The 14,643-nt window shown below is 63.2% G+C and carries 11 protein-coding genes; 4 read left to right on the top strand and 7 right to left on the bottom strand.

What is annotated here, in order from left to right:
- Positions 1–66 precede the first annotated feature (66 nt).
- Positions 67–837, bottom strand: a complete 771-nt coding sequence (locus IM543_01305; protein QOY96461.1) for a TSUP family transporter — start codon at positions 835–837, stop codon at positions 67–69.
- 32 nt (positions 838–869) lie between these two features.
- On the opposite strand from IM543_01305, the gene IM543_01300 reads away from it, so the two are divergent.
- A complete protein-coding gene (locus tag IM543_01300) occupies positions 870–1,229 on the top strand; it encodes a hypothetical protein (GenBank protein ID QOY94593.1) in 360 nt (119 codons plus the stop codon).
- Here IM543_01300 and IM543_01295 read toward each other — a convergent pair.
- The 3 genes from IM543_01295 to IM543_01285 all read right to left on the bottom strand — a co-directional run bounded on the left by IM543_01295 (position 1,226) and on the right by IM543_01285 (position 5,749).
- Entirely contained in the window at positions 1,226–2,044 is an 819-nt protein-coding gene (locus IM543_01295; protein ID QOY94592.1) for an alpha/beta fold hydrolase, read from the bottom strand. The genes IM543_01300 and IM543_01295 overlap by 4 nt on opposite strands.
- 132 nt (positions 2,045–2,176) lie before the next feature.
- Complete coding sequence (locus IM543_01290; protein ID QOY94591.1) at positions 2,177–3,811, bottom strand: GMC family oxidoreductase N-terminal domain-containing protein; 1,635 nt, start codon at positions 3,809–3,811, stop codon at positions 2,177–2,179.
- Between the two features lie 969 nt (positions 3,812–4,780).
- Entirely contained in the window at positions 4,781–5,749 is a 969-nt protein-coding gene (locus IM543_01285) for an IS1595 family transposase (protein QOY94590.1), read from the bottom strand.
- Between the two features lie 552 nt (positions 5,750–6,301).
- Between IM543_01285 and IM543_01280 the strand changes: the two genes are divergently transcribed.
- Positions 6,302–6,748 carry a GNAT family N-acetyltransferase gene (locus IM543_01280; GenBank protein QOY94589.1) on the top strand — a complete coding sequence of 149 codons (447 nt, stop codon included), beginning with the start codon at positions 6,302–6,304 and terminating at the stop codon, positions 6,746–6,748.
- Between the two features lie 28 nt (positions 6,749–6,776).
- The gene (locus tag IM543_01275; protein ID QOY94588.1) at positions 6,777–7,571 is read left to right on the top strand and encodes a 5'-methylthioadenosine/adenosylhomocysteine nucleosidase; all 795 of its coding nucleotides are present in this window, start codon (positions 6,777–6,779) and stop codon (positions 7,569–7,571) included.
- Here IM543_01275 and ald read toward each other — a convergent pair.
- From ald to putA, 3 genes are all read right to left on the bottom strand, one after another.
- Positions 7,541–8,656 carry an alanine dehydrogenase gene (ald, locus tag IM543_01270; GenBank protein QOY94587.1) on the bottom strand — a complete coding sequence of 372 codons (1,116 nt, stop codon included), beginning with the start codon at positions 8,654–8,656 and terminating at the stop codon, positions 7,541–7,543. The two genes, IM543_01275 and ald, sit on opposite strands and share 31 nt — an antisense overlap.
- Positions 8,657–8,821: 165 nt before the next feature.
- Positions 8,822–10,033: an ISL3 family transposase gene (locus IM543_01265; protein ID QOY94586.1), complete on the bottom strand. Its 1,212-nt coding sequence runs from the start codon at positions 10,031–10,033 to the stop codon at positions 8,822–8,824.
- Positions 10,034–10,183: 150 nt separating this feature from the next.
- A complete protein-coding gene (putA, locus tag IM543_01260) occupies positions 10,184–13,840 on the bottom strand; it encodes a trifunctional transcriptional regulator/proline dehydrogenase/L-glutamate gamma-semialdehyde dehydrogenase (protein ID QOY94585.1) in 3,657 nt (1,218 codons plus the stop codon).
- 214 nt (positions 13,841–14,054) lie between these two features.
- Here putA and IM543_01255 point away from each other — a divergent pair, with 214 nt between their 5' ends.
- Entirely contained in the window at positions 14,055–14,510 is a 456-nt protein-coding gene (locus IM543_01255) for an Lrp/AsnC ligand binding domain-containing protein (GenBank protein ID QOY94584.1), read from the top strand.
- The last annotated feature ends 133 nt before the right edge of the window (positions 14,511–14,643 follow it).

Raw genomic sequence — 14,643 nt, 5'->3', positions numbered from 1 at the left:
CGATGTTTCACGTGGAACAAAGAGAAAAGCCGGGCGAGCCCGGCTTTGCTGTTTCACGTGGAACAATCACCATCCGATCCTGGTGGAGGCGTCATACGCGGTCTTCAGGATCAGTCCGGAAACCACTACCAGGAACAGCTGACGTACGAAGCCACTGCCATGCTTGAGCGCCAGCCTGGTGCCAATCAGGGAGCCGGCCACCTGGCAGGCGGCCATCATGAGACCCAGTTGCCAGAGCAAATGACCGCTATACCCAAACCACAACAGAGCCGAAAAATTGCAGGCAACATTCACGATCTTGGCCGCGGCCGAGGCGCTCAGAAAATCGAAGCCGAAAAAACGCACGAACAGGAAGATCAAAAAGCTGCCGGTACCCGGACCGAAAAAACCGTCATAAAAACCGATCGCGGCGCCGATGCCGATGGCCCAGTAGCGCTCGGCCAATCCGCTATGTACCGGCGCGTGGACCGCACCCAGATCCTTCTTCTTGAAGGTGTACACCGCAACGGCAACCAGGATGATCGGTAGCAGCGTACGTACAAAGTCGGCCGGCACCCGCGTTACGGTCCAGGCGCCTGCGAAGGACAAGGCAAATGCGGCCATCGCCGCCGGGGCGGCGGTGCTCCACGCTACCCTCACCCGCCGTGCGTAATTCACTGCGGCAGCACTGGTCCCGAAGATGCTGGCGAACTTGTTGGTTCCCAACAGGGTTGCGGGAACCTCTTTCGGCAGCACGGAAAAAATCGCAGGAATCTGGATCAGGCCGCCGCCACCAACGACGGCGTCGACCAAGCCGGCGGTGAAGGCAGCAGCGCCGAGCCAAGCAAAATCAATCATGGAAACAACACCGGAGAAATGCGGAGGCTGCATTGTACGGCGATGCCTCAGGCTTGTGCGATCACAGTGATGTCGATCTGGCGACACTCGACGGACTGTCACACCCGCTGGTGCCGCCGCATGTCCAGCGCTTCGCCTTGCAGCTGGCCGCCAGCTGGCAGGCGGAACCGGCCGGCGTCGCGGCGACCCAGGTCGGCACGTATGGAGGCGCTCATTGTTGCGACGCAACAACCAGCCAGGACGGCAGGCATCGAACCCAGCCGGTGCAAGGTCGGCCCGACGGAATGGACCTCGATCGCCTGGCGGACGGTGCCATGCTCCAGACCAGGCGGCTCCACACCAATCCGCACATGTTTACTCGCGCGGGTGATGACGGTAAGGGTAATCGCTAGGCGACCAGGAAGTCCAGCAGCAGGGCGTTGAGGCGCTCGGTAGCGGACAGCTGCATCCAGTGCCCCACCCCGCTCAGGCGCTCGTAGCGAAAGCCGGCGCGGCAATGGTGGGCCGAATCGAGCATCTGCTTTTCACCCAGCGCCGGGTCGCGGTCGCTCCACACGCCCATGACCGGCAGCTCGACCGGACGCCAGTGATGGGGGCGACCCAGCTTGATGTTGGCCCGGTAATAGTTGAGCGCGGCGGTCAGGCGCCCTTCGGGTTCCAGCGCCGCGCGCCAGATCGCCAGCTGTTCGGGCCGGCGCGTCATCTGGCGCAGGAAGAACCAGTCGTTGGCCCGGATTGCCGTCTCGGCCACCACCGGCATCAAAAAGCCCAGGATGTACCAGAAGCGCATCTGTTGGGTGACGCCGGCATTGGCGATGGCTGCCGGGTGCCCGGTGGACAGCGCCACGAAGCGCTCGAAGCGCTGCGGCGCGTCCATGCACAGCTGCCAGCCCACCAGCCCGCCCCAGTCGTGGCCGACGATGGACGCTTTTTCCACACCGAGCTGGTCCATCAAGCCGAGGATGTCCGCACACAGGAACTCGATGGCATAAGCGCCAGTACTGGCCGGCGCATCGGTCTTGCCGTAGCCGCGCATGTCCGGCGCGATGACGCGAAACCCCTTGGCCGCCAGCACCGGAATCTGGTGGCGCCAGATCTCATGGGTATCCGGGAAGCCGTGCATCAGGATGACCGCCGGGCCCTCGCCCGCGCTGATGTAATGCATGCGCAGGCCGTGTACGTCGACGAAATGCGATTCGAGGTTCATGCTCGCTCCCATGGCTGCGTGCACCCGCTCACGCGTTCGAGCAGCGCACCTAGTACCCCAACAATACCACGCCGGACCAGGAGTAGGCAGACCGACGCGCCCAGGGTCCGCCCCTCCTCGTGCGCTTTCGCACTAGGCTTTCCCGGCCAGCCCGCCGAGGATGTCTTGCGCAGCTTTCTCGGCAATCATGATGGTCGGCGAATTGGTGTTTCCCGAGGTGATGAAGGGCATGATCGAGGCGTCGACCACCCGTAGCCCGGCGATGCCGCGCACCCGCAAACGGCTGTCGACGACTGCCTGCGGATCGTTTTCTTTTCCCATGCGGCAGGTGCCCACCGGATGAAAAATCGTGGTGCCGACCAGCCCCGCTGCCTGGGCCAGTTCCTCCTCGGTCTGGTAGTGCGGACCCGGCAGGTACTCCTCGGGACGGTAGGGTGCCAGCGCCGGCGCGGCCACGATGCGGCGCGTCAGCGCCAGCGCGGCGGCGGCGGTCTTGCGATCGGCCTCGGTGCTGAGATAGTTCGGCGTGATCTTCGGCGGCGCGTAGCTGTCAGGCGAGGCGATGCCGACCACCCCGCGCGAGGTCGGCTGCAGCTTGCACACGCTGGCGGTAAAGGCCGGAAACCGATGCAGCGGATCGCCGAATTTGTCGAGCGACAGGGGCTGCACGTGGTATTGCAGGTCCGGCGCCGCCAGCGCGGGCGACGTCTTCGCGAAGACGCCGAGCTGGGACGGCGCCATCGACATCGGCCCACTCTGGAACAAGGCGTACTCGAGTCCGATGAGCGCCTTGCCGAACCAATTGGTGGCGCGCGTGTTCAAGGTCGGTACACCCTGGACCCTGAAGATCATGCGCAGTTGCAGGTGGTCTTGCAGGTTGGCGCCGACGCCTGGCAAGTCCGCTACCGGTGCGATGCCGTGGCGCTGGAGTTCGCCTGCATCACCGATGCCGGACAGCTGCAGGATCTGCGGCGAGCCGACCGCCCCTGCCGCCAGCAGGGTTTCGCGATGCGCCGTCGCCGTGTAGGCGCGGCCGCCGCCGGTAAAACGAATGCCGGTGCAGGCCTTGCCTTGCGGCGTATCCTCGACCAGCAGGCGCTCGACGTGGCAACCGGTCATGATCGTCAGGTTCGGCCTTTGCGCCGCCGGTCTCAGGAAGGCTTTCGCCGTATTCAGGCGGATACCGCGCCGCTGGTTGACCTCGAAATACGCCGACCCTGCACCACGGCCGGCATTCAGGTCGTCGATTTTCGGGATGCCCGCCTGCGCCGCAGCCTCGCGAAAGGCGTCCAGGATGGACCACGACAGCCGCTGCTTTTCCACACGCCACTCGCCGCCCGCGCCATGCCATTCGCTCGCGCCCAGGTAATGATCCTCGCTGCGCCTGAAGAGCGGCAAGACCCGCTCCCAGCGCCACGAATCGTCGCCCGACACCTCGGCCCAGCGCGCGTAATCCGCCGGCTGGCCGCGCATGTAGATCATGCCGTTGATCGACGAACTGCCGCCCAGTACCTTGCCGCGCGGGTAGATCAGCGCCCGTCCATGCAGGCCAGGCTCGGCCTCGGTGCGAAACAGCCAGTCGGTGCGTGGATTGCCGATGCAGTGCAGGTAGCCGACCGGGATGTGAATCCACAGGTAATCGTCGCGCCCGCCCGCTTCCACCAGCAGCACCTCGATCCCGGGATCACGCGTCAGCCGATTCGCCAGCACACAGCCGGACGTGCCGCCACCGACGATGATGTAGTCGTATGCGCCGGCCGATTCCACGGGCTGGCGTCAGGAAATGAATCGGATGAACAAAGGACGCAGGCCCGCGCTCCCCGGTACACGCAATTCGGGCTGTCGAAACGTCGCGTCGAGATCCACCAGCCCTCCGTTCCTGATTCGTTGAGGCAAGCTTACCAGATCGTAAACGGAAGTCCATACCCCCTCTGTGGATAAGCCTCTTGATATCCACAGGCCTGATTTGTGCAGAACCGGGGCAATTGCGGGGTCCCCAAAATCTTGTCCAGTTTTTACAAGGCTTCCACGCGCCATTGATGCACTGGCTTATACGGTCGGTAAGTACATGATTACTTGGACGTTAACCCTGTTTTCCACAACTTGGTGCCAGCGTTAACCACTACTACTACCGTTGTATACATACTTAGCTTGTAAACCTTTGGGATGCGCTTCAAAAAAAATTTTGTTCGCGTCGCATCGAGCGGACACATGCAGCTCCAGCCCTCGCTGGCCGCATGTGCCTGCAAGTGAAAGCCTGCAAGCAGGCTGACGACGAAAGGCTGCCGAAAAAGGCTGCGACGATTGACTTCGCCAGGCCGGTAAGACCGCCAACGCCGGCATCTCCACTTGCAAGCCTGGCTGGCGTCGGCAGCGCGCAGACGAGCATTGCCGCCAAGAACAACGTCTTGTGGCTGGCATCTGTGGAAAACCGCTGGGATATCCACAGGAACGAATGTGTAGAACAGCCCGCTAACTTGGTCTGTCAAAATTCTGTCCAAGTTTCCTACACGTCAAACCGAGGTCTTGTACAGCGTGTTAACGCCACCGTAAACCATTGACGTTGTGGAGAAAACTCTTGTTATCCACAAGAACGGGCTCGTTTACTATTACTACCAGTTTGTATACAAACTTGTTTACTACAACAACACTGATAACGCGCATGCCGCGCTTTCACTGCCGTCCCTGCACCAGGTCTGGACAAACTGCCAGCGAAAAAAAAAGGCGCTGTCACCTTTAAATGTTGATGACGCCGATTGCGATGCGTAAGAACTGTTCCGCAGCAATTACCCTTGCGCCGTCGAGCGCCCGGTGCCAACCCAGGTAATTCGGCAGATAGCGCGATGCCACGCCGCGAAAGCGGGCCAGCCAGTCGCGCAGACGCTGATGGAAGGCGTTGACGTTCTGGACGTGGATGGCGATGGCGGCGTGACGGCGCACCCGCACGCCGGCGCGCAGGTTGACCGCCTGGTGGGCAATCCCATGTTTGCGTGAGAAGGCCCGGTAGGCGGCATTGGCGTCGCTGACCAGGAGTGCTTGCCGGTCGAGCCTGGGCAGCAGGTGGCGTTCCAGGTGCACCGCCTTCAAGGCCCCGCGCCCGACCAGTGCGCCGATGGTCTGCCTGGCGCGGTCGCGCGCCACCAGGATGCAGTCGAGCTCGCTCGAGATGCCGCGTTTGCGCGCCGCGCCGCCACGCTTCCTCGGCGCCCGGTCCAGCTTGCGCGCGCCCTTTTGCGATTCCAGGATGAACATTTCATCGGCCTCGACGATGCCGCTCAGTTGTTGCGGCTGGTCGTGCTTGACCCGGTCGACGAAGCGGTGGCGCCAGCGAAACGCGGTGTTGCGGTGCACGTCGACGTCAAGGGCGGCACGCCGCACCGATTTGGCCTCGATCAATGCGTCCAGGTAGTCGAGCCATTTTTCGCGCAGCCGCAACCGCGCAAAAGGCGTGCCGCTCAGGTCGTTGAAGCTGCGGCCACATTCCCGGCAGCGGTAGCGCTGCAGGCCGTTGGCATGGCCGTGCCGATGGCAGCGCGTGCAGGCGCAGCGCGGACACGCGCGTTGGGGTGCGCGGATCTGCTCGATGAGCGCGACGATCCGGTCCAGCCCCGCGGCCGGATGCAATGCCGCCAGTGTTTGTTGGCGCTGCGCCCCGTTCAGCGCGGAAACGCGCGCGAACCACTTCCTGAAGCTGGGTGTTTTCATGGCCGCTTCCTGTCGATGGAGACAGGTGTTCGACCATCGAGGAGCTCAGCAGTTCAGGCCTCATCCATAGTCAACGCTGACAGAGCCAAAAAAAAACGATTGCTGCCAACTCGACTGCATGCGCATCGGAACACCGTCGTGCCTTCGAACTACCGGCGACACGGTCTGCAAGCTGTTCTTGCCGGCTTCTGCCGGCGCCACTGTGGAAAAGTCGATGTATATCCACAGGATCGGATGTGCAGAACGCTGCATTTCCTGGCAACGCCAAAATCTGTCCACCTTCCGTCCCAACACCATGCAGGCTTTGTACAGCCGGTAAACGCATCTGCAAGTTCTTGATCCTGTGGAGTAAACGCAAGTTATCAACAGAAGAGGCCGCGTTTACTATCTACTACCAGTTTGTATACAAACTTTAGTTAACTAATACCGTAAAAGCCCTGCACTGCCAGAAAAGCCGAAAAAGCCGAAAAAGCCTTGAAAACACGGTTTTTGCTGGTCTCACATCCGTAAGACAAGCAAAATGCACGCTCGACACTCAAAAACGGCAGCCTCATGAGCTCGATCAAACCGTGCGCAAGCGTTGAACAAGCCGGCTGGTTGCAGCTGCGCATGGCCTTATGGCCTGCAGATCCAGCGGAGCACCTGCATGAGATGCAGGATCTGTGTGGACAAACCGGCCGTTATGCACAGTTCATTGCCTATTCCGATACTGGAGAGCCCCAGGGACTGGTCGAAGTGGCGCTGCGCAGCGATGCCGTGAACGGGACGGTCTCGTCTCCAGTCGGCTTCCTGGAAGGCCTGTACGTGGATCCGGCGTCTCGCCGGCGGGGCATCGCCGCCCTGCTCGTCAAAACTGCCGAGCAATGGGTAAGGGAACAGGGCTGCACCGAGATGGCATCCGATGCCTTGCTCGAGAATACGGCCAGCCATGCGATGCATCGGGCGCTCGGATTCGTGGAAACCGAGCGTGTAGTGTATTTCTGCAAGCTCTTGGCGTAACAAGAACACAACAAAAACAGGGAAAAACATGCGACTGGGGATCATCAGCGCGCTGCACGAAGAACAGCTGGGGCTCGTAGAAGCCATGAGAGGGCCCGCCAAGCTCATCCATGGCATGCGCGAGTACTGGGCAGGAACACTGTGGGAAATCGACGCTGTGTGCGTTTTATCGCGAATTGGCAAGGTTGCCGCTGCGATGACAGCCACAACGCTTGTGGAAAAGTTCGGAGTTACCCACATCCTCTTCACCGGCGTGGCCGGTGCGGGCGATAAAACGGTGCAGGTCGGCGATATCGTGGTGGCGGAAGCCCTGGTCCAGCACGACATGGATGCGAGTCCGCTGTTTCCGCGTTTCGAGGTGCCGCTCACCGGCCAGACCCACTTCCAGCCCGACCAGGGGCTGTCGATGCGCCTGTCGCGCGCCGCCCACGATTTCCTGGAGCTGGACTTCATGGAGGCGATCGGCGAGAGCGAACGGCGGGCATTTCGCCTGGTGCAGCCGCGCGTGCACCGCGGCCTGGTGGCAAGCGGCGACCAGTTCATGACCGACCGGGAGCGCCTGAACGGGCTCAATGCGGCCCTGCCCGGGCTGGTGGCGGTCGAAATGGAAGGCGCCGCGGTGGCGCAGGTGTGCTACGAGCTGGGCGTGCCCTGCGCGGTGATCCGCACCGTGTCGGATAACGCCAATGAAAACGCGGCGACCGATTTCATGCGTTTCGTGAAATCGGTCGCCGCGCAGTATGCCCTGTACGTCACCCGGCGGGTGTGCCGGGATCTGGCAAGCTCACCGCTTCAGCCGAGCAGGGACTCGGCCGGCACGTAGTCGTAGTCGAGGTCTTTCGCCACCGCCTCGTAGGTCACCTTGCCCTGGCAGACGTTCAGGCCCTTGCGCAGGTGCGGATCGAGCGACAGCGCCTGGCGCCAGCCCTTGGTCGCCAGCGCCACGGCGTGGCCGATGGTGGCGTTGTTCAGGGCAAAGGTCGAGGTGCGGGCGACCGCGCCCGGCATGTTCGCCACGCAGTAGTGGATCACGCCGTCGACGACAAACGTGGGATCGGCATGGGTGGTGGCGTGCGAGGTCTCGAAACAGCCGCCCTGGTCGATCGCCACGTCCACCACCACCGCGCCCTTCTTCATGCGCGCGATCATGTCGCGGGTGACCAGCTTCGGCGCCGCGGCGCCCGGCACCAGCACGCCCCCCACCACCAGGTCGGCCGATAGAACCGCCTCTTCGATCGCATGCGCGTTCGAATACAGCGTGGAGATGCGGTTGCCGTAGACCAGGTCCAGCTGGCGCAGGCGGTCGAAGTTCTTGTCGAGCACCGTCACGCGGGCGCCGGTGCCCACCGCCATCTGCAGCGCATTGGTGCCGACCACGCCGGCGCCGATGATGACCACGTGCCCGGCGGCGACGCCCGGCACGCCGCCCAGCAGCAGGCCCATGCCACCCTTGGATTTTTCCAGGTGGGCGGCGCCGGCCTGGATCGCCATGCGGCCGGCCACTTCGCTCATCGGCGCCAGCAGCGGCAGGCCGCCGCCCGGGCCGGTGATGGTCTCATAAGCGATGCAGACCGCGCCCGACTTCACCAGCGCGGCGGTCTGTTCGGGATCGGGCGCCAGGTGCAGGTAGGTGTACAGGACCTGCCCTTCGCGCAGCATCGCGCACTCGAGCGGCTGCGGTTCCTTGACCTTGACGATCATGTCGGCGCGGCTGAACACCTCCTGCGCCGTGTCCACGATGCTGGCGCCGGCCGCCATGTATTGCTGGTCCGACAGCCCGATCTGCTCGCCGGCGCCCTGCTGCACGATGACGTCGATGCCGCGCGACGTCAGTTCGCGCACCGAGGGCGGGGTCATCCCGACGCGGTACTCGTGGTTCTTGATCTCCTTTGGTACGCCAACAAGCATGTCTACCTCCAAGTTTTATAAGAATGTCTCTTGTACGGCTGCTGCTGCTACGAACATGGTGAAACCGGGCGCGTCGTCCATGCATGCGCTGCTTGAACGCGCGGACGGCGAAGCCGTCCACCCTACGGTACTCCTGTTGCCCTGGTTTGGGTCGAAAAAAAAGGTTCATCGCGCTTTGCCGGGGAACGCATCCTTGATTTTCAGGAAGAAATAAGATGCATCCCGAAATCCGTAGGCCATGCGCTTGATGACCTTGATGCGGTTGTTGACGCCTTCCAGGATCGATGAGCTCATCGGATAGATGGCCGAAGCCAGGATGCCGCGCCGGTATTTGGCCAAACGTTTGGCGAATTGGATTACCGGAGCGATTTGGCTTTGAAGGGCGAGTTTGAGCCAGGTTTTCCATCGACGAGCACCTTCCCGGACCGATGGGGCATACCAGATTTCCTTCAACTCGGTCTTGAGCAGGTAGACCGTCGCCAAAGGCTGGTTGGCAGCCAGCAGCTCCTCCAGTTTGACGGCCTGTTCGGCTTTCAGGTTGTCGCGGTTGCGCAGTAACAGCCAGCGGCTACGCTTGATGACCTTGCGGGCCTTTGATTCGGCACGCAAGGCATTGGCTTGGTCGACGCGAACCCGGTCTACCACTTCGCGGCCGAAGCGGGCCACCACGTGAAACAGGTCGTAGACGACTTCCGCGTTCGGGCATTGCTGGCGAACTTCGAGGTCCATCGCCGTGTTCATGTCCATGGCTACGGCTTCGATTCGCTGACAGCCTTGCTCTCCCAGCAGCTCGAAGAATGGTCGGATCGCTTCCCGGCTATTACCCTCTCCAACCCACAGCACCCGCATTCGCTCGGCATCCAAGGCCACAGTGGCATAGCGGTGGCCTTTGTGCAGCGCGAATTCGTCCATGACCAAGCGCTGAACGCCTTCTGCCGAGAAGTCACCATGCAGGTGTTTCAGCCGCCGATGATCGATGTCCTTGATGGTGTGCCAGTGCAGGCCGGTCAGTCGGGCCACATGGGCTATCGGGAGCAGCTGCGCCAACGCCTCGACCCAAAGGCGCACGCGGTGCGTAATGCGAGCTCCCCGGTCAAGCCAAACAATGTGCTCGGCCACCCGTGCATTGCAGTGATGACAGTCCAGCCGCCGAACCGGCACATCGAGCCAGACGCGCTTGTCCAGAACGTCACGATCGCGCACCTTACGCCTTCGGCGTTCATGCACCAGGGCACAAGGCTGGAGGCACGCTCCGCACACGGCATCACTTGCCGGGCAGGTGTCGAGAACGATTAACAGCGACCCGTCTTCTTGTTCCTGGACGGTGTCGACAATATGGCCTTCCCAAAATGAGACAGACGACATAGCATTGAGCATGGCGGTGGTTTGACAGACTGATTTGTTTGGCGACTATCAATCTACCAACATCAGACCTCCGCCACCACCTCCCGCTCAGCCAGTCAATACCGTCTTCCCCCATTTCCCGCGAAGAACCAAAAAAAAGGGAGCTTGCGCTCCCCGTGATGATTACATTCCCAGCGTCATCAGGCTTGCGTTGCCGCCAGCCGCGGTGGTGTTGACGCAGACCGCCCGTTCCGCCACCAGCCGCCACAGGGCGACCGGTTCGTGGGCGCTGGTGTCGACGATGCCGACGATGGCGCCAGGCCGCGCCGCCAGCCTGGTGCGCAGCGAACCGGCCAGGCCCGCTTCCAGCAGGGCGATCTGGAACTCGCTGGTGTCGATGTCGGCGTCACCCACGAAGCGCACGCGCTCCTTGACCAGAGCCGGCAGGTCGGCCGGGATCAGTTCCGGCGCGGCCAGCACCAGCGCGCGGTTGCCGTTGGCGAGGCTGGCGGCCACCTGGTTGAGCAGGCCGGCCGCGGTCTTCGGCGCGCACAGCACGGTGCCGCGCGGCGTGAAGGCCAGCGTGTTGCGTTCGCCGGTCGGACCCGGCAGGGCGATCTCGACGCCGTTCAGGGCAGTGCGGCCGTAGCCCTGGGCCAGCGTGGCGAGATCAAGCTGGCCCTTGTTGCGCAGCCAGCCCAGCAACGCATCGAGGCCGGCGTCGAAACGACGGCTGTGTTCCATCAAGGGCGCGGCCTGGCGCTGCAGGCGCTTCAGGTAGAGCGGACCGCCCGCCTTCGGGCCGGTGCCCGATTTACCTTCGCCGCCGAAGGGCTGCACGCCCACCACCGCGCCGACGATGTTGCGGTTCACGTAGATGTTGCCGACGTGGGCGCGCGACACGATGAAATCGATGGTTTCGTCGATACGCGAATGCACGCCCAGGGTCAGGCCGTAGCCGGTGGCGTTGATGGTATCGACCACCTTGGCCAGGTCGGCGCGGCGGTAGCGCACGATGTGCAGCACCGGGCCGAAGACTTCGTGCGTGAGTTCCGCCATCGAGCCGATTTCCAGCACGGTCGGCGCAACAAAGGTGCCGGCCTGGTTCACGCTGCTAGGTAGTTCGAGCGCGAAGTAGCTGCGCGCGGTGGCGCGCAGGCGCTCGATGTGCGCCAGCAGGTTGCCCTTGGCCTCGGCATCGATCACCGGGCCGATGTCGATGGCCAGGCGGTCGGGGATACCGACGCGCAGTTCCTGCATCGCGCCCTTGAGCATCCTGATGGTCTTGTCGGCGATGTCTTCCTGCAGGAACAGCACGCGCAGCGCCGAGCAGCGCTGGCCGGCGGAGTCAAACGCCGAGGACAGCACGTCCTGCACCACCTGCTCCGGCAGCGCCGAGGAATCGACGATCAGCGCATTCTGGCCGCCGGTTTCGGCCACCAGCGGAATGTCGATGCCTTCGTGTTCGGCACGCTTGGCGAGCGTGCGGTTGATCAGCTGCGCGACCTCGGTGGAGCCGGTGAAGATCACGCCTTTTACGCGCGCATCGGCGGTCAGGGCGGCGCCCACCACTTCGCCGCGGCCCGGCAGCAGCTGCAGCGCCGCGCGCGGGCAGCCGGCTTCGATGAACAGCTCGACGGCGCGGTAGGCGATCAGCGGGGTCTGCTCGGCCGGCTTGGCCAGCACCACGTTGCCGGCCGCGAGAGCGGCCGCCACCTGGCCGGTGAAGATCGCCAGCGGGAAGTTCCATGGGCTGATGCAGGTCACCGGGCCCAGTGCGCCGTCGGCTTTCGATGCACGCACCTGCACCGCGTAGTAGCGCAGGAAGTCCACCGCCTCGCGCAGTTCGGCGATCGCGTTCGGCAGCGATTTGCCGGCTTCGCGCACGGCCAGCGCCATCAGCTCGGTACTGTTCTGTTCGAACAGGTCGGCGCTGCGTTCCAGCATGGCGGCGCGGGTCTCGGCCGGCGTCGCTTCCCATTCGCCGGCAAAGGCGGCGGCGGCCGCCAGCGCGGTCTCGACGTCCATGCGCGACGCTTCGACGACCTGGCCGACCACGTCGCTGGACAGGGCCGGATTGACGACGTTCGCCGGCGCGCCGCCTTCCACCGGGCCTGCGATCAGCGGCGCCGCACCGTGCTGGCGCTGCAGGGCCAGGCCATCGGCCAGCTTGCCCAGGGTGTTTTCGTTGGCCAGGTCCAGGCCGGCCGAATTCTGGCGCTCGGCGCCGAACAGCTGCAGCGGCAGCGCAATCGCCGGGTGCGGCTTGCCACCGGCCGCGCGCGCCTGCTCGAAAGGATCGGCCAGCAGGGTGTCGATCGCCACCTTCTCGTCCACGATCTGGTTCACGAAGGACGAGTTGGCGCCGTTCTCCAGCAGGCGGCGCACCAGGTAGGCCAGCAGGGTCTCGTGCGAACCGACCGGCGCGTAGATGCGGCAGGCCTTGTCGAGCTTGCGCGGCCCGACCACCTGGTCGTACAGGGTCTCGCCCATGCCGTGCAGGCACTGGAATTCGTAATTGCTGATGCCCTCGGCCTTGGCCCAGGTGTAGATGACGGACAGCGAGTGCGCGTTGTGGGTGGCGAACTGCGGATAGATGATGTCGGAAGCAAGCAGCAGCTTGCGCGCGCAGGTGAGGTAAGACACGTCGGTGTACACCTTGCGGGTGTAGACCGGATAGCCCGGCATGCCGTCCACCTGGGCGCGCTTGATCTCGGCATCCCAGTAGGCGCCCTTCACCAGGCGCACCATGAACTTGCGGCCGCTGCGTTTGGCCAGGTCGACCACGTAGTCGATCACGAAGGGGCAGCGTTTTTGATAGGCCTGCACCACCAGGCCGATGCCGTCGAAGCCCGCCAAGGCGGGATCGAAAGCAAGTGATTCGAGCATGTCGAGCGAGATCTCGAGGCGGTCGGCTTCTTCGGCGTCGATGTTGATGCCGATGTTGTAGCCCTTGGCCAGCAGCACCAGGCTGCGCACGCGCGGCAGCAGCTCGTTCATCACGCGCCAGTACTGCGCGCGGCTGTAGCGCGGGTGCAGGGCCGACAGCTTGATCGAGATGCCCGGGCCGTCCTTGATGCCGCGGCCGTTCGATGCCTTGCCGATTGCGTGGATCGCGGTCTCGTACGAGGCGTAGTAATGCTGCGCGTCGGCGTCGGTGAGCGCCGCTTCGCCCAGCATGTCGTAGGAATAGCGGTAGCCGCGGCTTTCGTTCTCGCGGCTGTTCTTGAGTGCCTCGTCGATGGTCTGGCCGGTGACGAACTGGTTGCCGAGCATGCGCATCGCCATGTCGACGCCCTTGCGGATCAAGGGTTCGCCGCCCTTGGCGATGATGCGGGTGAGCGCCGAGCCCAGGTTCTTGTCGCTGTTGGTCGAGACCAGCTTGCCGGTGATGAGCAGGCCCCAGGTGGCCGCGTTGACAAACAGCGAAGGCGATTCGCCCAGGTGCTTCTTCCAGTCGCCCCTGCTGATCTTGTCGGCGATCAGGCGGTCGGCGGTTGCGCTGTCCGGGATGCGCAGCAGCGCTTCGGCCAGGCACATCAGCGCCACGCCTTCTTCCGACGACAGCGAGAATTCGTGCATCAGCGCGTCCACGCCCGAGGAGCGGGTGCGCTTCTCGCGCACGCTCGAAACCAGGCGGTGGGCCAGCATGTAGGCGTCCGCGTTGGCGCCGGCCCCCTGCGCGAGCAGCCACTGCACGGCGTCGATTTCATCGCGGCGGTAGGCGTCGGTGATGGCCTGGCGTAGCGGGGTCTGGTCGCGCTTGACCTCGAGCTGGAGCGCATCGAAAGGGACGACATGGGGGGCCGTGGTGCTAACCAGGGCGGCGGCAGTCTGCATGGTGACTCTTCTAAAAAGGAAATCGGATTACCTGCGCCACACAGCAAAAAACGCCGTACCGCTCAAAGGCGATCGGCGCGCTGCGCGTTACATGGAATGATTCGATTGTAGAAGGAAATCTTCTGGATTAATTCTGTTTTTACGACAGACTAGCAAAAGATAGTTTTTGATGCGACAATCTGACCGAATAATATTTACATGGCAGGAGACGACCATGCTTGACAAGATCAGTAAGAAGATTCTGGCAGAACTCCAGAACGATGGACGAATCAGCAACGTCGAACTGGCCGCACGAGTCAACCTGTCTCCGGCCGCCTGCCTGGAACGCGTGCGCAAGCTGCACGAGACCGGCTACATCATGGGCTACACCGCCCAGCTCAACCCCCAATTGCTGGACGTATCGCTGCTGGTATTTATCGAAGTGGTGCTCGATCGTACCACTCCCGAGGTGTTTGATGCATTCAAACAGAGTGTCCAGATGATACCGGAAGTGCTGGAATGCCACATGGTGGCCGGCGGTTTCGACTACCTGGTCAAGGCGCGCGTGAAAGACATGGCCGCTTACCGCGAATTCCTCGGCAAGACCCTGCTGCAGAAAGGCGTGCGCGAGACGCACACCTATGCGGTGATGGAAGAGGTCAAGAACACGACCAAGCTGCCGATTCGCTGAGCGGAGCTGCTCATCCGCCGGATTCATGGTTTCGTAGGGTGGGCGGCTTCGCCGTCCGCGCGTTCAACCAGCCGTAGAACAGCCGATTCGGGTCATCTCAACGGGTATTTGAACGCGTGTGCGGCGAAGCCGC

Origin of the sequence: Massilia sp. UMI-21, from assembly GCA_015277795.1 — a bacterium.
Lineage (GTDB): Bacteria > Pseudomonadota > Gammaproteobacteria > Burkholderiales > Burkholderiaceae_D > Telluria.
The sequence above is the reverse complement of the archived record's forward strand: the minus strand, read 5'-3'. Positions and strand labels throughout refer to the sequence as shown.